This is a genomic window from Pseudomonas sp. B12(2026) (genome assembly GCF_057767015.1).
Window position 1 is genome coordinate 4,642,663 of sequence record NZ_CM173430.1, and the last position, 20,343, is coordinate 4,663,005.

Annotated in this window: 20 protein-coding genes; 12 read left to right on the forward strand and 8 right to left on the reverse strand. The window is 69.6% G+C overall.

The window, feature by feature from the left end:
- Positions 1-68: 68 nt before the first annotated feature.
- The 4 genes from AC3B6A_RS21645 to rlmF are packed head-to-tail and all read left to right on the forward strand — an operon-like array spanning position 69 to position 3,885.
- Positions 69-1,895, forward strand: a complete 1,827-nt coding sequence (locus AC3B6A_RS21645) for an SLC13 family permease (protein WP_488399154.1) — start codon at positions 69-71, stop codon at positions 1,893-1,895.
- 35 nt (positions 1,896-1,930) lie between these two features.
- Positions 1,931-2,227 carry a winged helix-turn-helix domain-containing protein gene (locus tag AC3B6A_RS21650; protein WP_488399155.1) on the forward strand — a complete coding sequence of 99 codons (297 nt, stop codon included), beginning with the start codon at positions 1,931-1,933 and terminating at the stop codon, positions 2,225-2,227.
- A gap of 9 nt (positions 2,228-2,236) precedes the next feature.
- Positions 2,237-2,815 carry a VTT domain-containing protein gene (locus AC3B6A_RS21655; protein ID WP_488399156.1) on the forward strand — a complete coding sequence of 193 codons (579 nt, stop codon included), beginning with the start codon at positions 2,237-2,239 and terminating at the stop codon, positions 2,813-2,815.
- Positions 2,816-2,874: 59 nt separating this feature from the next.
- Entirely contained in the window at positions 2,875-3,885 is a 1,011-nt protein-coding gene (gene rlmF / locus AC3B6A_RS21660) for a 23S rRNA (adenine(1618)-N(6))-methyltransferase RlmF (protein ID WP_488399157.1), read from the forward strand.
- A 3-nt stretch (positions 3,886-3,888) separates the two neighbouring features.
- Here the strand turns inward: rlmF and AC3B6A_RS21665 are convergent, their stop codons facing one another.
- Together AC3B6A_RS21665 and AC3B6A_RS21670 are read right to left on the reverse strand one after the other, a co-directional pair.
- Positions 3,889-4,431 (reverse strand): hydrolase, encoded by a 543-nt coding sequence (locus AC3B6A_RS21665; protein WP_488399158.1) that lies wholly within the window; start codon positions 4,429-4,431, stop codon positions 3,889-3,891.
- 33 nt (positions 4,432-4,464) lie between these two features.
- On the reverse strand, positions 4,465-5,007 hold the full coding sequence (locus tag AC3B6A_RS21670) for a gamma carbonic anhydrase family protein (protein ID WP_488399159.1): 543 nt from the start codon (positions 5,005-5,007) through the stop codon (positions 4,465-4,467).
- 90 nt (positions 5,008-5,097) lie between these two features.
- On the opposite strand from AC3B6A_RS21670, the gene prlC reads away from it, so the two are divergent.
- Positions 5,098-7,143 carry an oligopeptidase A gene (gene prlC, locus AC3B6A_RS21675; protein WP_488399160.1) on the forward strand — a complete coding sequence of 682 codons (2,046 nt, stop codon included), beginning with the start codon at positions 5,098-5,100 and terminating at the stop codon, positions 7,141-7,143.
- Complete coding sequence (locus AC3B6A_RS21680) at positions 7,143-7,412, forward strand: YheV family putative zinc ribbon protein (RefSeq protein WP_488399161.1); 270 nt, start codon at positions 7,143-7,145, stop codon at positions 7,410-7,412. Before prlC ends, AC3B6A_RS21680 begins: the two co-directional genes overlap by 1 nt.
- Positions 7,413-7,497: 85 nt before the next feature.
- Here the strand turns inward: AC3B6A_RS21680 and AC3B6A_RS21685 are convergent, their stop codons facing one another.
- Entirely contained in the window at positions 7,498-10,947 is a 3,450-nt protein-coding gene (locus AC3B6A_RS21685; protein ID WP_488399162.1) for an SbcC/MukB-like Walker B domain-containing protein, read from the reverse strand.
- Positions 10,944-12,176: an exonuclease subunit SbcD gene (gene sbcD / locus AC3B6A_RS21690; protein WP_488399163.1), complete on the reverse strand. Its 1,233-nt coding sequence runs from the start codon at positions 12,174-12,176 to the stop codon at positions 10,944-10,946. Before sbcD ends, AC3B6A_RS21685 begins: the two co-directional genes overlap by 4 nt.
- A 134-nt stretch (positions 12,177-12,310) precedes the next feature.
- Here sbcD and AC3B6A_RS21695 point away from each other — a divergent pair, with 134 nt between their 5' ends.
- The 5 genes from AC3B6A_RS21695 to AC3B6A_RS21715 all read left to right on the forward strand — a co-directional run bounded on the left by AC3B6A_RS21695 (position 12,311) and on the right by AC3B6A_RS21715 (position 16,671).
- The gene (locus tag AC3B6A_RS21695; RefSeq protein WP_488399164.1) at positions 12,311-13,675 is read left to right on the forward strand and encodes a TAXI family TRAP transporter solute-binding subunit; all 1,365 of its coding nucleotides are present in this window, start codon (positions 12,311-12,313) and stop codon (positions 13,673-13,675) included.
- Positions 13,676-13,783: 108 nt separating this feature from the next.
- A complete protein-coding gene (locus AC3B6A_RS21700; protein ID WP_488399165.1) occupies positions 13,784-14,023 on the forward strand; it encodes a CopG family ribbon-helix-helix protein in 240 nt (79 codons plus the stop codon).
- On the forward strand, positions 14,013-14,297 hold the full coding sequence (locus tag AC3B6A_RS21705; RefSeq protein WP_488399166.1) for a type II toxin-antitoxin system RelE/ParE family toxin: 285 nt from the start codon (positions 14,013-14,015) through the stop codon (positions 14,295-14,297). The genes AC3B6A_RS21700 and AC3B6A_RS21705 overlap by 11 nt, the downstream gene beginning before the upstream one ends.
- 109 nt (positions 14,298-14,406) lie before the next feature.
- Positions 14,407-15,414 carry a nucleoid-associated protein YejK gene (gene yejK / locus AC3B6A_RS21710; RefSeq protein ID WP_488399167.1) on the forward strand — a complete coding sequence of 336 codons (1,008 nt, stop codon included), beginning with the start codon at positions 14,407-14,409 and terminating at the stop codon, positions 15,412-15,414.
- A 336-nt stretch (positions 15,415-15,750) separates the two neighbouring features.
- A complete protein-coding gene (locus tag AC3B6A_RS21715; protein WP_488399168.1) occupies positions 15,751-16,671 on the forward strand; it encodes a DUF4344 domain-containing metallopeptidase in 921 nt (306 codons plus the stop codon).
- On the opposite strand, the gene AC3B6A_RS21720 is transcribed toward AC3B6A_RS21715, so the two are convergent.
- The 4 genes from AC3B6A_RS21720 to AC3B6A_RS21735 form a co-directional block, all read right to left on the reverse strand.
- The gene (locus AC3B6A_RS21720) at positions 16,652-17,587 is read right to left on the reverse strand and encodes a glutathione S-transferase family protein (RefSeq protein ID WP_488399169.1); all 936 of its coding nucleotides are present in this window, start codon (positions 17,585-17,587) and stop codon (positions 16,652-16,654) included. The genes AC3B6A_RS21715 and AC3B6A_RS21720 overlap by 20 nt on opposite strands.
- A gap of 63 nt (positions 17,588-17,650) precedes the next feature.
- On the reverse strand, positions 17,651-17,953 hold the full coding sequence (locus AC3B6A_RS21725; RefSeq protein ID WP_488399170.1) for a GIY-YIG nuclease family protein: 303 nt from the start codon (positions 17,951-17,953) through the stop codon (positions 17,651-17,653).
- Entirely contained in the window at positions 17,950-18,651 is a 702-nt protein-coding gene (locus tag AC3B6A_RS21730; RefSeq protein ID WP_488399171.1) for a glutathione S-transferase C-terminal domain-containing protein, read from the reverse strand. The genes AC3B6A_RS21725 and AC3B6A_RS21730 overlap by 4 nt, the downstream gene beginning before the upstream one ends.
- 72 nt (positions 18,652-18,723) lie before the next feature.
- Positions 18,724-19,206: a nuclear transport factor 2 family protein gene (locus tag AC3B6A_RS21735; RefSeq protein WP_488399172.1), complete on the reverse strand. Its 483-nt coding sequence runs from the start codon at positions 19,204-19,206 to the stop codon at positions 18,724-18,726.
- Positions 19,207-19,318: 112 nt separating this feature from the next.
- Here AC3B6A_RS21735 and AC3B6A_RS21740 point away from each other — a divergent pair, with 112 nt between their 5' ends.
- Complete coding sequence (locus tag AC3B6A_RS21740) at positions 19,319-20,290, forward strand: GlxA family transcriptional regulator (protein ID WP_488399173.1); 972 nt, start codon at positions 19,319-19,321, stop codon at positions 20,288-20,290.
- Positions 20,291-20,343: the final 53 nt, after the last annotated feature.

Below are 20,343 nucleotides of genomic sequence, written 5' to 3' on the forward strand. Positions count from 1 at the left end.
GCACCGGGTCAAGGCACTGCGCCCGCCCCAGCGGGCACAATGCCAGCGGAAACCGGCTAGGGAAGCGCATGAGCCTGCAACTGATCTGGGTCCTGTTCCTGCTCGCCAGCGCCGTGGCGCTGTTCGTCATCAACCGCCCGCGCATGGATGTGGTGGCCCTGCTGGTGATGGTCGCCCTGCCCCTTTCCGGGGTGCTCAGCGTGCAGGAGGCGCTGGCCGGCTTCGCCGACCCCAACGTGGTCCTGATCGCCGTGCTGTTCGTCATCGGCGAGGGCCTGGTGCGCACCGGCGTGGCCTTCCGCATCGGCGAATGGCTGACCCGCCGCGCCGGCTCCAGCGAGACGCGCCTGCTGGTGCTGCTGATGACGGCGGTGGCCGGGCTGGGTTCGGTGATGAGCTCCACCGGGGTGGTCGCGATCTTCATCCCCGTGGTGCTGAGCATCGCCGCGCGCCTGCAGGTGTCGCCGCGCCGGCTGATGATGCCGCTGAGCTTCGCCGGGCTGATCAGCGGCATGCTCACCCTGGTCGCCACCGCGCCCAACGTGGTGATCCACAGCGAGCTGGTGCGCGCCGGCTCCCGGGGTTTCAGCTTCTTCAGCTTCACCCCCTTCGGCCTGGTGATCCTCGTCCTGGGCATCGGCTACATGCTGCTGGCGCGGCGTTGGCTGGGCGACGATGACGACGCCGGGCAGAACGTCCGGCGCCGCACCCTCGGCGACCTGATCCGCGACTACCAGCTGGCCGGCCGCGAACGCCGCCTGCGCATCCGCGCCGACTCGCCGCTGGTGGGCATGAGCCTGAGCGACGCGGAGCTGCGCGCCCGCGCCGGCACCAACGTGGTGGCCATTGAGCGCCTGGTGCACTTCCGCACGAAGCTCCTCAGCCCCCACGCCAACCTCATCCTGCAGGCCGGCGACGTGGTGCTGGTGGACGTCTACGGCGAGCGCACCGACCTGCTCGGCCTGTATCACCAATACGGCCTGGAGCCGCTGAGCCTGCGTGGCGACTACTTCACCGAACGCGCCAACGAAGTGGGCATGGCCGAAGTGACCCTGCCGCCGGAATCCGCGCTGCAGGGCAAGAGCGTGCTGGAGCTGGGTTTCCGCAGCCAGTTCGGCCTCAACGTGGTGGGCCTGCGGCGCAACCGCGAGGCACTGGTGGAGGGTTTGCTGGAAGCCCGCCTGAAGGTCGGCGACACCCTGCTGGTGATCGGCGCCTGGAAGGACATCCGCCGCCTGCAGGCGCGCGGCCGCGACTTCCTGGTGCTCGGCCTGCCGGCCGAGGTGGACGACGCCGCGCCCGCCGCCAGCCAGGCGCCCCACGCGCTGTTCAGCCTGGCGGTGATGGTGATCCTGATGGTCAGCGGGCTGGTGCCCAACGTGCTCGCCGCGCTGATCGCCTGCCTGCTGATGGGCGCCTTCCGCTGCATCGACATGGACAGTGCCTACCGCGCCATCCACTGGCAGAGCCTGCTGCTGATCGTCGGCATGCTGCCCTTCGCCCTCGCCCTGCAGAAGACCGGCGGCATCGCCCTGGCGGTCAACGGGCTGGTCGGCGTGCTCGGCGGCGCCGGGCCCTACGCGATCCTCGCCAGCCTGTTCGCGCTCACCGCGCTGATCGGCCTGTTCATCTCCAACACCGCCACCGCCGTGCTCATGGCGCCGGTCGCCATCGCCACCGCGAAGGCCCTCGGCGCCTCGCCCCAGGCCTTCGCCATGATCGTCGCGCTGGCCGCCTCGGCCGCCTTCATGACGCCGATCTCCTCGCCGGTGAACACCCTGGTGCTCGGCCCCGGACGCTATCGCTTCGGAGATTTCGTCAGGCTTGGCGTACCCTTCACGATTCTGGTGATGATCGTCAGCGTTGTACTGGTACCCTGGCTGCTGCCGCTGTAGCCGAGTGACGCAGCCGAACAACAAGGAATGTCTCGATGGACGTGAGCAAGACCAAAAGCAGTTTCTATCGCCGCCTCTACGTCGCCTGGCTGATCGACAGCGGCACCGCCAGCAGCGTGCCGGCGCTGATGGAAGCCACCGGGATGCCGCGGCGCACCGCCCAGGACACCCTGGCCGCACTGGCCGACCTGGACATCGACTGCGTGTTCGAGCAGCACGACGGCGAGCGCAACAACGCCGGGCACTACCGCATCCGCGACTGGGGCGCCATCGATCCGCGCTGGATCGCCGGGCACCTGGCGCAGATCAAGGCCGTCCTCCAATACCCCTGAGCCGCCCGCATGCTGACCGTCCCGCCGCTGATCTGGCGTTTTCGCCGGCTGATCCTGCTGATCGCCTTCGCCGCGCTGCTGTTCGCGCTCTACCGCGCCAGCGGCCTGGACGACGAATTCAGCCTCGACTACCTGCGCGGCAAGCTGGAGGAGCACCTCCTGGGCGGCCTGCTGCTGTTCATCGGGCTGTTCACCCTGGGCAACCTGCTGCACATTCCCGGCCTGGTGTTCCTCACCGCCGCCGTGCTGACCCTGGGCACGCTGTGGGGCGGCCTGGCCACCTACGTGGCGGCGCTGTTCTCCTGCGCCATCACCTTCCTGGTGGTGCGCGCGGTGGGCGGCAACGGCCTGCGCCTGCTGGACAACCGGGTGGCCCGCGCACTGTTCAGCCACCTCGACCAGCGCCCGGCGGGCACCGTGTTCCTCCTGCGCCACCTCTTCGTCAGCGCGCCGATGCTGAACTACAGCCTTGCGCTCTCCGGCATCGGCTTCGCGCCGTACATGCTCGGTACCCTGCTCGGCCTGCCGCTGCCGGTCCTGCTCTGCGCCGTGCTGCTCGACCGCCTGGGCCACGCGCTGCTCGGCTGAGGCGCCCGGCGCGCAACTGTGGGAAAATCGCCCACCGCTTCCCTGCCCCGCGCACCGTCATGCCGAAACCGCCGAAACGCCCCGCCGCGCCCTCCAAAGCCTCCGCACCGCTGCGCGACCCCGCCGCCAAGCGGCCGAACCTGCTGCACCCGCGCAACCGGCACCAGGGGCATTACGACTTTCCTGCGCTGATCGAGGGCTGCCCCGAGCTGGGCCGCTTCCTCATCACCAACCCCTACGGCAAGCCGAGCATCGACTTCGCCGATCCCGAGGCGGTGCGGGTGTTCAACCGCGCGCTGCTCAAGGCGCAGTACGGCATCGGCCAGTGGGACATCCCCGCCGGCTTCCTCTGCCCGCCGATCCCCGGCCGCGCGGACTACGTGCACTACCTCGCCGACCTGCTCGCCGAGGAGAACGCCGGCCGCATCCCGCGCGGGCCGCAGGTGCGCGTGCTGGACATCGGCGTCGGCGCCAACTGCATCTACCCGCTGATCGGCCACCGCGACTACGGCTGGCGCTTCCTCGGCTCGGACATCGAGCCCGCCGCCCTGGCCTCCGCCCACGCCATCCTCAACGGCAACCCGGGCCTCGACGAAGCCATCGAACTGCGCCAGCAACACGACCCACGGCACATCTTCCACGGCCTGCTCGGCGCCGACGAACGCTTCGACGCCACGCTGTGCAACCCGCCCTTCCATTCCTCCCCCGGGGAAGCCAGCAGCGGCAGCCGGCGCAAATGGAAGAACCTCGGCAAGCTCGACCCGTCGCGCAAGCTGCCCACGCTGAACTTCGGCGGACAGAGCAACGAGCTCTGGTGCGAGGGCGGCGAGATCGCCTTCCTGCGCAAGCTGGCGGCGGAAAGCGCGGAAGTCGGCAAACAGGTGCTGTGGTTCAGCTCGCTGGTATCCAAGGCCGGCAACCTCGACGAATTCCGCCGCGCCCTGAAGAAGGCCGGCGCCGTCAGCGTCCGCACCGTGGACATGGCCCAGGGCCAGAAGCAGAGCCGCTTCGTCGCCTGGACCTTCCTCGAACCGGAGCAGCGCGCCAAATGGCGCGCACTGTGGAAATGACGCTCAACGGATGAACTGCCTGCTGACCTCGCGGAAGACTTCCGTGCCGGCGCGCTCCAGCCACTCGAAGGCGACCATCTCCCGCGAGACGATCACCGCCCCGGCCTGACGCAGGCGCTCCAGCGCCAGCGCCTTGTCCCGCGGCCGGCGCGAGCCGACGGCCTCCTCCACCACGAACACCTCGCGGTCCTCGGCCAGCAGGCCCAGCACCGTCTGCAGCACGCAGACATGCGCCTCGGTGCCGCAGACCACGAACTGCCGGCGCTCGCCGCCGGGCATCTGCAGCAGGCCGGGGTCGGTCACGGCGGAAAAGGTGATCTTCTCCAGCAACGCGTCCGCCGGCAGCGCATCGCGCAACGCCGGCAGGGTCGGGCCGAGGCCCTTCGGGTATTGCTCGGTGGCCAGCGCCGGCACGCCCAGGCGCTGGGCGATGGCCAGCAGCCAGGCGCTGTGTTCGAGCACCGATTCGGCGTCGTGGATGGCCGGGAACAGCCGCTCCTGGATATCGATGAGCAGCAGGGTGGACGTCTGGGCGCGTAGCAGCATGGCGTGTTCTCCTCTGGTCGGCGTGCGGGTCGCTCAGCCGGCGTAGCCCTCGGCGATGTGCTGGTCCTTGAGCTTCACGTAATTGTCGGCGCTGTAGCTGAAGAAGGCGCGCTCCTTGTCGGTCAGCGGGCGGGCCTTCTTCACCGGGCTGCCGACGTAGAGGTAGCCGCTCTCCAGCACCTTGCCCGGCGGCACCAGGCTGCCGGCGCCGAGGATCACCTCGTCCTCGATCACCGCGCCGTCCATGACGATCGAGCCCATGCCCAGCAGGATGCGGCTGCCGATGGTGCAGCCGTGCAGCAACACCTTGTGACCGACGGTCACCTCGTCGCCGATGGTCAGCGCGAAGCCGTCCGGGTTGAACGGCCCGGCGTGGGTGATGTGCAGCACGCTGCCGTCCTGCACGCTGGTGCGCGCGCCGATGCGGATGCGGTGCATGTCGCCGCGAATGGTGACCAGCGGCCACACCGAGCTGTCGGCGCCGAGCTCCACGTCGCCGATGACCACGGCGCTGGCGTCGACGAACGCGCGCTCGCCGAGAACGGGCGTTTTGCCCTGATAGGTTCGAATGGTCACGATAGCTGCTCCCCTCAAGTAAGCCGCAAGCTGCGGTGAGCGCCGATTGTATTTAAGATGGCCGGGTGTTTCTTCAACCAAGGTGCCACCGTGAGCGCGAATCCCCTTCTGCAGAGCTACGACCTGCCGCCCTTCTCGTCCATCCGTCCGGAACACGTGAAGCCGGCCATCGAGCAGATCCTCGCCGACAACCGCGCCGCCATCGCGCGCATTCTCGCCGAGCAGAACGGCACCCCGACCTGGGCCGGCCTGGTGCTGGCCATGGACGAACTGCATGACCGCCTGGGCAAGGCCTGGAGTCCGGTCAGCCACCTCAACGCGGTGTGCAACAGCGCCGAACTGCGCGAAGCCTACGAAGGCTGCCTGCCGCTGCTGTCCGCCTACTGGACCGAGCTGGGCCAGAACCGCGAGCTGTTCAAGGTCTACGAGGCGCTGGCCGAAAGCCCCGAGTCGAAGGACTTCGACGTCGCCCAGAAGACCATCCTCGAACACGCCCTGCGCGACTTCCGCCTGTCGGGCATCGACCTGCCAGCCGAGCAGCAGAAGCGCTACGCCGAAATCCAGACGCGCCTGTCCGAGCTCGGCAGCCGCTTCTCCAACCAGCTGCTGGACGCCACCCAGGCCTGGACCAGGCACGTCACCGACGAAGCCGCGCTGGCCGGCCTGACCGACTCGGCCAAGGCGCAGATGCAGCAGGCCGCGCAGGCCAAGGAACTGGACGGCTGGCTGATCAGCCTGGAATTCCCCAGCTACTACGCCGTGATGACCTACGCCGAAGATCGCGCCCTGCGCGAAGAGGTCTACGCCGCGTACTGCACCCGCGCCTCCGACCAGGGCCCGAACGCCGGGCAGAACGACAACGGCCCGGTGATGCAGGAAATCCTCGACCTGCGCCAGGAGCTGTCGCGCCTGCTGGGCTTTGCGAACTTCGCCGAGCTGTCCCTGGCCACCAAGATGGCCGAGAGCCCCGAGCAGGTCCTGCACTTCCTCCGCGACCTCGCCGTGCGCAGCAAGCCCTTCGCCGCCCAGGACCTGGAGCAGCTCAAGGCCTACGCCGCCGAGCAGGGCTGCGCGGACCTTTCGAGCTGGGACGCCAGCTACTTCGGCGAGAAGCTGCGCGAGGCGCGCTACAGCGTGTCCCAGGAAGCCCTGCGCGCCTACTTCCCGATCGACAAGGTGCTCTCCGGCCTGTTCGCCATCGTGCAGAAGCTCTACGGCATCCAGATCCGCGAGCTCAGCGACTTCGAGCGCTGGCACCCGGACGTGCGCCTGTTCGAGATCGAGGAAAACGGCCAGCACGTCGGCCGCTTCTACTTCGACCTCTACGCCCGCGCCAACAAGCGCGGCGGCGCCTGGATGGACGGCGCCCGCGACCGCCGCCGCACCGCCGGTGGCGAGCTGCAGTCGCCGGTGGCCTATCTCGTGTGCAACTTCACCCCGGCGGTGAACGGCAAGCCCGCGCTGCTGACCCACGATGAAGTCACCACCCTGTTCCACGAGTTCGGCCACGGCCTGCACCACCTGCTGACCCGCGTCGAACACGCCGGCGCCTCGGGCATCAACGGCGTGGCCTGGGACGCGGTCGAGCTGCCCAGCCAGTTCATGGAGAACTGGTGCTGGGAGCCGGAAGGCCTCGCCCTGATCTCCGGCCACTACGAGACCGGCGCGGCGCTGCCGCAGGACCTGCTGGAGAAGATGCTCGCGGCGAAGAACTTCCAGTCCGGCCTGATGATGGTCCGCCAGCTGGAGTTCTCGCTGTTCGACTTCGAGCTGCACGCCAGCCACGGCGACGGCCGCAGCGTACTCGACGTGCTGGAAACCGTGCGCGACGAGGTCGCGGTGATGCGCCCGCCGGCGTACAACCGCTTCGCCAACAGCTTCGCGCACATCTTCGCCGGCGGTTACGCGGCCGGTTACTACAGCTACAAGTGGGCCGAAGTGCTGTCCGCCGACGCCTTCTCGCGCTTCGAGGAAGAAGGCGTGCTCAACCCGGCGACCGGCGCGGCGTTCCGCGACGCGATCCTGGCCAGGGGCGGTTCCCAGGAGCCGATGGCGCTGTTCGTGGCCTTCCGTGGCCGCGAGCCGTCCATCGACGCCCTGTTGCGCCACTCCGGCCTGAGCGAGGAGGCAGCCTGATGAGCGAAGTGAAGAAGCGTTTCATCGCCGGCGCCGTGTGCCCGGCGTGCAGCGAGCAGGACAAGATCGTCATGTGGGACGAGGACGGCGTGCCGCACCGCGAGTGCGTGGCCTGCGGCTATGCCGACACCCTCAATGCGCAGGGCCAGTCGGTGCCGAAGGAACTGGCCACCCGGGTCAACGTCAGCGCCCTGAAGAAGCCCGCCGATCCCAATGTCCAGAACGTGCAGTTCTTCCCCAACCCGAAGCTGAAGAAGCCGGGCGAGTAAGTCTGCACTGCCGATGAAAAAAGCCGTTTCTCCCCGAGGAGAAACGGCTTTTTTCATGCGCCCGTGTAAACGCGCAAGGCGGGCGTCAGCCCTGCTCCGGGGTGAAGCGGAAGCACGCGTCGAGCTGGCTGTAGCCCATGCCGACGCCCTTGTGCACCTTGAGCTGCACCGGGATGCGTTCCTTCAGCGCCTCGACGTGGCTGATCACGCCGATGGTCTTGCCCGTCGCGTTGAGGCTGTCCAGGGCGTCCAGCGCCACTTCCAGCGTTTCGCCGTCGAGGGTGCCGAAGCCTTCGTCGAGGAACAGCGAGTCGATGCTGGTCTTGTGGCTGACCAGGTCGGACAACGCCAGCGCCAGCGCCAGGCTGACCAGGAAGCTCTCGCCGCCGGACAGCGTCCGGCAGTCGCGCGCCGTATCGCCCTGCCAGGTGTCGATCACCTCCAGCTCCAGTTCGCCGTCGCTGCGCCGCGCCAGCTGGTAGCGGCCGTGCAGGCGCTGCAACTGGCGGTTGGCGAGGTGCACCAGATGGTCGAGGGTCAGGCCCTGGGCGAAGCGCCGGTAGCGCGCGCCATCGGCGGAGCCGATCAGGCTGTTGAGGCGCTGCCAGAGGTCGTGCTCCTGCTCCTGCCGGGCGATCTCCGCGAACAGGCTCTGCTGGCTGGCGCGGCGCGCGTCGTCGGCCTGCAACTGCGCGCGGATTTCGCCCTGACGCTGGCCCAGCCCGCGCAGTTCGGCGTTGAGGGCGAGCAGTTGCTGGTTCAGCTCCTCCAGCGGCTGGTCGCCGTGCGGCTCGGCGCGCAGACGCTCGACGTCCCGCAGCGCCGCGGCGCGCAGGGCCGCCGCCTCGGTGATGGCGGTGTCCAGGGCCTGCCTGAGGGCGCTGAGTTCCGCGCGCTGGGCGTCGTCCAGCAGCGCGCCGAGATAGGCGGACTCGTCGGCGAACGGGCTCTGCTCCAGCGCCTGTTGCCAGACGTCCAGGCTCTGCGCCAGGCGCGCCTGGTCCTGCTCCAGGCGTTCCTGCAGCGCCTGCTCGCGGACGCTCAGGGCGTCGGCCTGGCGCTGGCTGGCGCTGAGCCGGGCCTCGGCTTCGTCCAGCGCCCGCTGTGGCTCTTCAGCCTTCGGCAACGCCGGCCGCGCCGCGAACGCCGCGTCCTGCCAGCGCTGCTGCCACTGCCGTGCGGCCTCCCGCGCCGCGCTCGCGGCCTGCGCGGCATCGCGTTCGGCGGTGGCCAGCTGCTGGCCGAGCTGCTGGTCCCGCTGCCAGAGCTGCCACTCCTCGCCGCGCTCGGCCAGCCAGCGTTCGCCGTCTTCCGGCAGGCCGTAGCCCAGCTCCGCCAGGGCGGCGGTCAGCGCGTCTTCCTGCTGTTGCAGCTCGGCGCGCTGGCTGGCGATCTGCTGGGTCCGCTCGTCCTGGCGCTGCCGGGCGAACTGCTGCTCGCCCTCGAACAGCGCCAGCTGCTGCGCCGCCTCGCTGTGCACGCGCTCGGCGTCTACCCGCGCCTGCACGCTCTGCTGCAGGCGCGCCTTGTGTTCTTCCAGTGCCTTCAACTGCCGCTGCAGACCGGCCAGCGCCGCCTCGTGACGCTGGCGTTCGGCGGCCAGCGCCTGTTCATCCTCCAGTTGCAGGCCCTGCGCCGCGCAGTGCTGCCGCCAGGCATCCTGCTGCTGGCGGAGCGTCGCTTCGGCGTCGTCGAGCTGGCGCTGGCCCTGCTGAATCTGCGCTTCCAGTTCGGCCAGTTCGCCGCGCAGGGCGATGCCCTGGCTTTCCAGTTCCGCCAGCGCGCGCCTGCTCTGTTCCAGCGCCGTCTGGGTGGCCGAGACATCCAGCGCCTGGTAGGCGTCCACCGCCGGGTGCTGCCGGGAGCCGCAGAGCGGGCAGGCTTCGCCCGGCTGCAATTGCGCGCGCCAGTGTTCGAGCTGGTGGATGCGCTGCTCCTGCTGCAGGAGCTTTTCCCGCTCGGCGACCTGCTGCTGCGTCGCCTTGTAGCGCTCGCGCAGGTCGACGATGGCGCCGTCGCGCTCGCTCTTGCGCTGGCGCAGGGCGAGCAGCTCCGGCTGCCAGCGGGCGAGTTGCGCGGCGGCCTGGGTGCATGCCTGGGCGATCTGCTCCAGGCGGTCGAAACCACGGCCGAGCGCCTGCAACTGCTGCTCGCGCTCGCGCAGTTGCGCTTCGGTGGCCCCGGCGAGCGCTGCTTCCAGCTGCTGCCGGGCGGCGGATTCGTTCTGGCGCGCCTCGCCGAGCGCCTGTTCGCTGTGGCTGACGGCGCCTTGCAGCCCGTCGCGGCGGGTGCCGGCCTCGCGGAATGCCTGCTCGGCCTGTTCGAACTGGCGCTGCAACTCCGCGCCGGCCGCCAGCAGGCGCGTGCGCTGGGCGAACTGCGCGCGCCAGCCGCCCAGCAGCTCGCCCAGCCGCGCCCGTTGCGGCTGCTGGGCGAGGCGCGCTTCCAGGGCCTGGCGTTGCCCGGCCAGGGCGTCCAGTTCCGCGTCGCGGGTGGCGCTCAATTGCGCGGCGAACTGGCTGACGCTCCACAGCGCCTCGGCGCTCCGTTCGCGGCTGGCGGCCTGCTCGGCGCGGTTGTCCTCCAGCGCGGCGCGGTCCTGCGCCAGGCTGTCGTGGCTGGCGCGCCAGGCCTGGTGCAGCGGTTGCAGGCGCGCGGCGGGTTCGCTGGCGGCCAGGCGCTGCAGATCCGGCTGCGCGGCGTCGAGCGCCTGGCGGGCGCCGGCTTCCTGCTCGCCGGCCTGCTGCATCTGCTGCTCGGCGCGGACGAGTTCCTCGCGCCAGCGGCGCTGGGTCTGCAGCACCACCTGGCGGCCCTGCAGCGAGGCTTCCTGCAACAGCGCCTGGTGGTTCTGCTGTTCAAGGTCTTCGCGCTGCTCGGCGCTGAGCAGTTCGACGCCCTCGGCGCGGGCCCGCAGCTGGTCGAGCGCGCCGCGCACGTCGCGGGTGCGCTCGAAGACGCGCTGCGAGATCAGCCCGTAGATTTCCGTGCCGGTGAGTTCCTCCAGCAGCTCGGCGCGCTGGTTGGCGCTGGCTTCGAGGAAGGCGGCGAAGCCGCCCTGGGCCAGCAGCATGGATTTGGTGAAGCGCTCGAAGTCGAGGCCCGTGAGGGTTTCGGTCTGCCGGAGCTTGTCGCCGATCTTGTCGGTGAGGATTTCCCCCTCGCCGCTGTCGCGGTCGATGCGCACCAGCTCCACCTTCGGCGCCTGCAGCGCGCCTTCGGCCCTGTCGCGGGCGCGGCGCTGGCTCCAGAAGGCGCGGTAGGGCTGGCCCTTGACCTCGAACTCGACCTCGGCGAGGCAGTCGGCGGTGTGCCGGGTCATCAGCTCGTTGCCGCTCTGCGACAGCACGCTCATGCGCGGCGTGCGGTGGTACAGCGCGAGGCAGATGGCGTCGAGCAGGGTGGTCTTGCCGGCGCCGGTGGGGCCGGTGATGGCGAACAGGCCGTTGCCGGCGAAGGGCTCGGCGCTGAAGTCGATCTTCCACTCGCCCTTCAGCGAGTTGAGGTTCTTCAGGCGCAGGCTGAGGATTCTCATGGCCGCTGCTCCTGATCCTGTTCTTGCAATTCGCTGACCACCTCGCGGTACAGCCCGGTCAGGCGCTCGCGCAGCGGCGCGTCCAGTTCCTCGCTGTCCAGGCGCTGGCGGAACACGTCCTCGGGGCTGAGCTCGTCGAGGGTTTCCTTCGCCTCGCTGAACAGCGCCGCCTGGGCAGTGCCGCGCTCGCGACGGGTGCGCAGGACGACCACCGGCAGGTCTTCGCAGAGTTTCTCGACGCGCACCTGGATGTCGCTGAGGTAGTCGTCGGTGTGCACCAGCACCTCCAGCCACACCGGCTGCTCGGCACTGCCTTCTTCGGCCGCGCGGGCCAGTTCGGCGGGCAGGCTGGCGAGGCTGCCGGACACCGATTTCAGCGGCTGGAAGCACGGCACCGGCAAGGCGCCGACGCTGCGCAGGCCGCTGTCGTCCAGGTCCACCAGCAGCACCTGCTTGGCTTGCGCGGCCTCGTCGAAACTCAGGGCGATGGGCGAGCCGCAGTAGCGGATGTGCTCCAGCCCGCCGACCTTCTGCGGGCGGTGGATGTGCCCGAGGGCGATGTAGTCCGCCGGCGGGAAGGCGCTGGTGGGGAAGGCTTCCAGCGTGCCGACGTAGATTTCCCGCACCGACTCGCTGGCGCTCGCCCCGACCGTGGTGAGGTGGCCGGTGGCGATGATCGGCAGGTGCCGGCCGAGGGCTTCGCGCTGCGCCTCGGCGCGCTCGAACAGCTGCCGGTAATGCGCCTGGATCGCCTGTTGCAGCGCCTGCTGCTTGTCCTGCGCGCTCTGCCCGGCCTGGCTGGTGAGCACGTCGCGCGGGCGGATGAAGGGGATCGCGCAGAGGATCGCGCCGGGCTCGCCGTCGCGCTGCGGCAGCACCAGCACCTGGGCATCCAGGTCGGTGCCGACGGCGGCGATCACCCGGGTGTCCAGGCACGCCAGCAGCTCGCGGGATTCGTCCAGCATGGCCACCGAATCATGGTTGCCGCCCAGCACCACCAGCCGCGCGCCGGTCGCGCGCAGCTCGACGATGAAGCGGTTGTACAGCTCGCGGGCGTAGCTGGGCGGCGCGCCGGTGTCGAACACGTCGCCGGCGATGATCAGCGCGTCCACGCCCTGCTCGCGCACCTGCCCGACCAGCCAGGCGCAGAACGCCGCGTGTTCGGCCTCGCGGCTCTTGCCCATGAAATGCTGGCCCAGGTGCCAGTCGGAGGTGTGGAGAATGCGCATGGTGCGTGACGTCCGCCGCCGTGATCCAAAGGCTGGGATGATAGCGGCTTCCGCGTCCGCCATGGCGGATTCGCCGGCCGCCGCCGCGCAGGCTGGCTATCTTTCAGGAAGGCACGACTCGACAAGGACCCTCCATGCAACGCCTCGTCAACATGCTCAAGGACCTCGCCATCCTCATCCGCGCCAACCTCTGGCTGGTGCCGGTGCTGGCCGCGCTGGTGGCCGCGGTCTTCTACTTCGTCGCACCGCCGCCGCCGATGAGCGCCACCCTCGCCACCGGCGCGCCGGGCGGCGGCTATGCGGTCTTCGGCGAGCGCCTGAAGGAGGAACTGGCCAATCAGGGCTTCGAGCTGAAGCTGGTGCGCACCGCCGGCTCGCGGCAGAACCTGGAGAAGCTGCTGGACGAGGGCAGCGGGGTGAACATCGGGCTGGTGCAGAGCGGCCAGGAGCAGCAGCTGGAGCCCGGGCGGCGCGCCGGCCTGCAGACCCTCGGGGCGATGTTCCAGGAGCCCCTGTGGCTGTTCCAGCGCCGCGAGGTGAAGATCGACCGCATCGCCGACCTGCTGCCGCTGCGGCTGGCCATCGGCACGCCGGGCAGCGGCACCGAGGCGGTGACCGAGGCCATCCTCAAGGCCAACGACATCCCCGCCGATCCGCTGCCGGCGACCTGGCAGGCCCGCGGCGGCAACGCGGTGGCCAATGAGCTGCTGGCCGGCACGCTGGACGCGGCCTTCTTCGTCGGCCCGGCGGAAAACCCGCTGATCCAGCGCCTGGCGGCCAGCCCGCAACTGAAGCTGGCCGGCTTCCGCCGCGCCCACGCCTACGAGGCGCGGATTCCGTTCCTCAAGCGGGTGGAGGTGAGCGAGGGCCTGCTCAACCTGGCGCAGAACGTTCCGGAACAGGACCTGGCCACGCTGTCGCCGGTGGCCACCCTGGTGATCAACGACAACTTCCACCCGGCGCTCACCCCGCTGATCCTCGAAGCCGCGCGGCGGGTGATGCGCAAGGGCAGCCTGCTCGACCCGGCCGGCGCCTTCCCCAGCGCCGAGCCGCGCACCCTGGCCCTGCAGGCCGACGCCGAGCGCTACTACAAGAGCGGCCCGCCGCTGCTGCAGCGCTTCCTGCCGTTTCGCATCGCCTCCCTGGCGGACCGCTACATCATCCTGCTGATCCCCTTCATCGCCATCCTCATCCCGCTGCTCAAGTCCATCGGCCCGCTGTACCGCTGGCGCATCCGCGCGCGCATCTACCGCTGGTACCGCTACCTGCGCGAGATCGACCGGCGCCTCGACGAACGCACCGGCAGCGCCGAGCTGAGCAGCGAGATCGAGCGCCTGGAGCAGCTGGAGGCGGAGCTGGCCAAGGTCGAGGTGCCGCTGTCCTACTACAACGAGCTGTACGAGCTGCACCTGCACCTGAACTACGTGATCCGCCGCCTGCGCCAGTTGCGCCGCAACCGGCGCGAGCGTGACGGTGAGGCGATGCCGGCGGCGGACTGAGCACTTTCGGACGTCTGGCTCGGAATGGGTCTCGACCGATGGGCGCATACGGCAACCGTAGTGAGCTGTAGTATCTTGTAGTGCAACACACTACACCTGAGGTGCTCCATGCCCGTCATGTCCCTGCGGCTGTCGGACGACCAGTCCGATACGCTCGCCAAGCTGGCCCAGGCCACCGGACGCAGCAAGAACTTCCTTGCCGCCCAGGCGCTGGACGAATACCTGGTGCGCGAGTCCTGGCAGATCGGCGAGATCCAGAAGGCCATCGCCGAAGCGGATGCCGGCGACTTCGCCAGCGATGCCGAAGTGAAGTCCGTCCTGGGCAAATGGGCAGGCGATGCGGATTGAGTGGCTGCGCACGGCACTGCGCAACCTCGATGATGAAGCCACCTACATTGCCCGGGACAACCCCGCCGCCGCGCGGGCGTTCGTCAGCGCCGTACTCGCCGGCGTCGAGCGGCTGTCGCTGAATCCCGCAGCGGGAAGGGAGGGCCGCATCGCCGGCACCCGCGAATGGGCGATGACCAGCCATCCATACCTGATTCCCTACCGCATCCGTGACGGACGCCTGCAGGTCCTGCGCATCTTTCATACCCGGCGCCTGCCGCCGGCGCAGTGGTAGGCAACGCGCATCCCGCCGCCGGGTCGGGTAAACTCTGGCGCTTTCCCATCATCCGCCCGTCCCGCCGCCCGAGAGGCAGCGGGGCCGGCACTGAACAACCGGGTCCGCCATGCCGATTCGCCACGCCATCGTCCACCTGATCGACAAGAAGCCCGACGGCAACCCCGCGACGCTGCACGCGCGCGATGCCGAGCTGGGCGACTCCCAGGCCATCGAGAACCTGATGGCCGACCTCAACGAAAGCTACAACGCCAAGCCGAACAAGGCCTGGGGCCTGTTCCAGGGCGAGTCGGGGGCCTACCCGTTCAGCGGCTGGCTGACCGACTACCTGGACAACGGCAAGGACTTCGTCGCCTTCAGCAAACAGGCGGTGGAGCACCTGAAGACGCTGATGGAGGAGTCCAACCTCTCCACCGGCGGCCACGTGCTGTTCTGCCACTACCAACAGGGCATGACCGACTACCTGGCCATCGCCCTGCTGCACCACAGCGAAGGCGTGGCGGTGACCGAGTCGCTGGAAGTCACCCCGTCGCGCCACCTGGACCTCGGCCAGCTGCACATGGCGGCGCGGATCAACATCTCCGAGTGGCGCAACAACAAGACCTCGCGGCAGTACATCTCCTTCATCAAGGGCAAGGGCGGCAAGAAGGTCTCGGACTACTTCCGCGACTTCATCGGCTGCACCGAGGGCGTCGACCCGCCGAGCGAGACCCGCACCCTGCTCAAGGCCTTCAGCGACTTCGTGGAAAGCGAGGACCTGCCCGAAGAGCAGGCCCGGGAGAAGACCGACGTGCTGGTGGACTACGCCACCAGCCAGGCGAAGATCGGCGAGCCGATGGCCCTGGACGCGCTCTCCGAGCTGATGGACGACCAGGCGCCGCGCGCCTTCTACGACTACATCCGCAACAAGGACTACGGCCTGGCGCCGGAAATCCCGGCGGACAAGCGCACCCTCAACCAGTTCCGCCGCTTCACCGGCCGCGCCGAGGGGCTGTCGATCAGCTTCGAGGCGCACCTGCTGGGCAGCAAGGTGGAATACGACGAGGAGCGCGACATGCTGATCATCCGCGGCCTGCCGACCCAGCTGCACGACCAGCTCAAGCGGCGCAAGAACTGACGCGCGGCGCTGAAAAAAGCCCATCGCGAGATGGGCTTTTTTGTGTCCGGAGGAACGCCATTCCCGTAGGAGCGGACCTTGTCCGCGAAATGTTCGCTCACAATCCGGGGGCTCCGGCAGAAAGCGAAGCCCTTCGCGGACAAGGTCCGCTCCTACATAGAAACCTGCGCCGAGCTTGCCGCTCCTACGGAAAGCAAACCGCGCCACACCGGACATGGGCCGAGAGAGCGCCCATCGCGTTCCTGCAGTGAATCACCCGTTCCGACGGACCGCCGCAAACCAGCGGCCGGCGGCTGCTAGAGTCAATTGAGGCGCCTCAGTTCCACGGTGGCCGCCATGTCCGACCAGGCTCTCACCGCCGCTGCTCCTCCGCTCTCCGGGCACTCCCGGGCGCACCCTTCGTACCTCGTCCTGCTGTTCCTGCTCTGCGCCGGCATCGCCTGCGCCGATCCCGCGCCGCCGCTTTCGCCCAACGTCGCGCGCTTCGTGCTGGCCAACGCCGAATTCAGCGTGATGCACGAGATGGGGCACATGCTGATCGACGAGTACGACCTGCCGGTGCTGGGCCGCGAGGAGGACGCCGCCGACCAGTTGGGCTTCATCCTGCTGTTCCAGCTCTACGCGAAACTGCCGCGCGACGAGGTCGACGCGCGCCTGCTGGACATCGCCGACTACTGGCGCCTGGAATGGCAGACGCCCAAGCCGCCGCTGGAACAGGTGCAGGCCTGGGACAGCCATCCGCTGGACGAACAGCGCTACTACAACATCGCCTGCCTGCTGTACGGCAGCGACATGGAGCGGCTGGACTGGCTGCCGTCGCTGATCGGGCTGCCCTACGAGCGCGCCGTCTATTGCGACCGCGAATTCCAGCAGGCCAGCAAGGCCCTGCACTGGGTGCGCCACGCCCGGCGCACGCTGGCGATACAGCATCGCCCCGAGGTGAGGGTGGAGTTCGAGGCGCCGCAGATCGATGCCGAGGCCACCGCCCCGCTGATCGCCCTGCTGCACGACGGAAACCGCCTGCAGCAACTGGTCGATACGCTCTTCCAGCAGCTCCGCCCGCCCCGGCCGCTGACCCTGCGGCTGGTCAGCTGCGGCGCGCCGGACGCCTGGTACAACAGCGACGGCGGGGAGCTGACGCTCTGCTACGAGCGCCTGCAGCACTTCCGCGAGATGGCCGAGAACCTGCCGCGCCTGCGCACCCCGGTGATGCGGCAGTGCCCGGGCCCTGTCGGGCTCAGGCCGGCCGGATGCTGAAGCCCAGGCGCGGGAAGTGCACGTGGACGGTGCCGGCGCGCGGGTCCTCGCGGCGCAGGACCAGGCTTTCGCGCCCGGCGTGCAGCAACTCGCCCTCCACCGGGTCGACGCCATAGTCGGTGGCGGCGATCGCCACCCGCTGGCCGGCGCCGAAGCCATTCGGATCGACGAAATCATCCTCTGGCAACGCGGCGGGCTGGCTGTCGCGGGCGACGGCGATGGCCGCCTCCGCGCTCATCTCGCTGGCGGAGCCGTGGCCGAAGCCGAGCACCCGGCCGAGCCAGGCGCTGGCTGCCGGGTAATCGTCCACCAGCGGCGCGGTCACCGGCGTGCCCTTGAGGAACCACAGGCAGTGGGCCAGGGCGAAATCGGCGATCGACGGCTCGCCGAACAGGAAGTCGCCCTCCTCCCGCGCCAGCTGCTGTTCGATGCGCGCCATGAACACCGGCCACTGGTGCCGGGCCTGCTCGGCCGGCAGGCGGCTGGCGCTGCCGCCGCTGAACAGCTGCCCGCGGTCGGCGATGAAGGCCTTGAGGAATTCCTCCGGCAACCGGGCGAAGCGCGCCGCGATGGATTCGGGCTGGAACACCAGGCTGACGGCGTGCTGGAAGATCACCGAATCGGCCCACTGGGCGAAGCTGGCGGCGGTGAACTCCTGGCCTTCGGGGAACAGCGACGGCACCGCCTTCTCCTGCTCCAGGCGGCGGGCGATCAGCGCGGTGTCGCAGTAGATGTCGGCGCCGACCTGCAGCACCGGGGTCCGGCGGTAGCCGCCGGTGAGGGCCATCAGGTCCGGCTTGGGCATCAGCGGCGGGATGCTCACCGAGTGCCACGACAGCTGCTTGAAACCCAGCATCAGGCGCGCCTTTTCGGCGAAGGGCGAGGTCGGGTAGTGGTGCAGGATCAGCTCGGACATCACGGGCTCCAGCGGACGGAAAGTGGACTGGCAGCTTAACCCGAGGGGCGGCGGCGGCCTACCTCACGCCTCGGATAGCGCGACATCCACGCCGGTGATGGCCGGGCTGGCCCGCACCAGGCGCTCCTTGGCCGGCTTGGTCAGCGCCTTGATCGCCCGCTCGCGGCGCAGGGCGTCGCCCTTGCCGGGGCAGGCTTCGACGTAGACCAGCGCCTGCGCCGGGCTGGAGTGGAAGAAGCGCGCGCCGCGTCCGCTGCGGTGGGTCTCGAAGCGGCGCTGCGGGTCGTCGCTGATGCCGCAGTAGAGCGCGCCATTCTCGGCGCGCACCAGGTAGACGAACCAGGGCTTGGGTGGCGCGTCGGTCACGAGGCCCAGACCCGCGCCTGCATGCGCTCGCAGTAGGCCACCAGCCGTTCGTAGCCGCGCGCCATGTCGTTGAGCGGGGTTTCCAGGGTGCTCAGGATCAGGTTGGCCAGCACGCCGTAGGCGGCGGCATCGGCGCTGCAGGGCTGGGCGCCGCCGTAGTACGGCAGGTCGCCGAGCATGCCGTCCAGCGCTTCGAGGTCGTCGCGGGCGAAGCTCAGCAGCTCGTCGCGGCTGTGCCGGATCAGGCCGCGGCCGGCGAGGTCGCCTCGGATCTTGCGCTGCATGAACATGCCCACCGCCGGGCGCAGCGGCGCCGGGACGCTGCGCAGCATCACGTCCCGCACCTGGCGGAAACCCTGCTCGTCAAGCCAGCGGAAGTACACCAGCAGCGGCACCAGATGCTCGTCGCACAGCCGGGTGATCGACACCGCCCAGCCACGGCCGCGGGCGTCGAGGCCGGCGTCGAGGTCGAATTCGTAGTACTGCTGCAGGATGCGCATGATGATCGCGGTATCGGCGATGGCCTTGCCGTCCAGGGTGATGAACGGCAGCTTGCCCTTGGGCCCCTTGCGCGGGTCGACCACGTGCTTGACCTGGTATTCCAGCCCGGCCAGGCGCAGGAAGGTTTCCAGCTTCAGGCAGAAGGGGCTGACGTTGGGCACGTTGAAGGCGGGCGGGAACTGAAAAAGAGTGATCATGGCGGCATCCTGTCGGAGTCGCCTGTCATTTAAGCCTATCCGCCCCGCGCGGGCGAGCCCGGCACCGTGACATCAGGCCTTCGCGGCCCGTTGTGTGCGGTATGCCGCGAGGCCCCGGGCGGCCTGCGCGCGGATCGCCGCCTGCACCGGCGGCGTCCAGCCCAGCAGGATGCCCTTGGCGCCGAGGGCCTGGCGCGACCACTTCCACAGGTCGAACTCATCGACGTGACGGCAGATCAGGCCGTCGCGGAACTCGAAGTGCGCGCGGATGCGATTGACCACCCGCCGGCCAGTCCCGCTGAAGGTGTAGGACGCCACCCAGCGCGCCGTCCCGCGCTGCTCGTCCGCCTCGACGCCTTCGTAGCTCAGGGAGAAACCCTCGGCGCGCGCGGTGAGCATGCGCCACATGTCCCCGGCCTCGGCGCCGCGCAGGGCGGGGAAGACCGGGTCGCTGAAGCGCACGTCGGCGCTGTAGCAGGCGGCCATGGCGTCGCCGTCGCGGCGCTGGAAGGCCTGGTAGAAGCGTTCGATCAACTGGGCGTTGGGATGGGCCATGGCGGCGCTCGCGTGGTGGGGTCGAGCGCAGTATCGGTGAGGCTTCGACTGGACACGATTGGCATTATCGACAAAATTATGATCGATAACGCCAAAGTCGCAGTGAGACGTCATGTTCAGGATAGCCCTGTTCGTCTGCCCGCAAACGCTGTGTTCCAGTCTTGGCCTGGCCATGGATGCCTTCCACCTGGCCAACCGGCTCGCCGGCCGGCGTCTGTTCGAGGTGCTGCGGGTGAGCGCCGACGGTGCGCCGGTCGCCCTGTCCTTCGGGCGCATCGAGGTGGAAGGCGCGCTCGACCGCGCCGGGGATTGCGATCTGCTGCTGATCCCCGCCACCGGCCCGGACGTGGCCGCCACCTGCCTCGCCAACCAGCCGCTGCTCGCCTGGCTGCGCCGCAGCCCGCCCGGCCTGCAGCTGGGCAGCCTGTGCAGCAGCGCCTTCCTGCTCGCCGAGGCGGGCGTGCTCGACGGCCGCCGCGCCACCACCCACTGGGCGCTGGAAGCGGCCTTCCGCGAGCGTTATCCACAGGTGAAGCTGGACATCGACGCGCTGTGCACCGAGGACGGCGGTCGCCTCTGCTCCGGCGGCGCGCAGGCCGGCCTGGACCTGTGCCTGTACCTGATCGAACGCCACGCCGGCGCGGCGCTGGCCCGGCGCGCGGCGGCCACCCTGGTGTTCGAGCATGGCCGGGGCCGGCAGCGGCGCTTCACCCCGCTGCTGCCCGAACCGCTGCCCGCAGACTCGGCGCTGGCGCCGCTGCTGGAGTGGCTGGAGGACAACTACGCCGAGCCGTTCGACCTGGCCGCGCTGGCGCAGCGCGTGCACTGCTCGACGCGCACCCTGCTGCGGCGCTTCCGCGAGCAGTTGGGGATGACGCCGAACGATTACGTGCAACGCCTGCGCATCGCCTCGGCGCAGGAAGCGCTGGGCGACCCGGCGCGCTCGCTGGAGCGCATCGCCAGCGATATCGGCTACGCCGACCGCGCCAGCTTCGCGCGGCTGTTCAAGCAGTTGTGCGGGGAGACGCCGGGCGCCTTCCGGCAGCGGCTGATGGGACGGCAGGGGAACGGGAGCGCCCTGTAGGAGCGAGCTTGCTCGCGAACCAGATCGCAGGATGGGTGGAGCTTGCGATACCC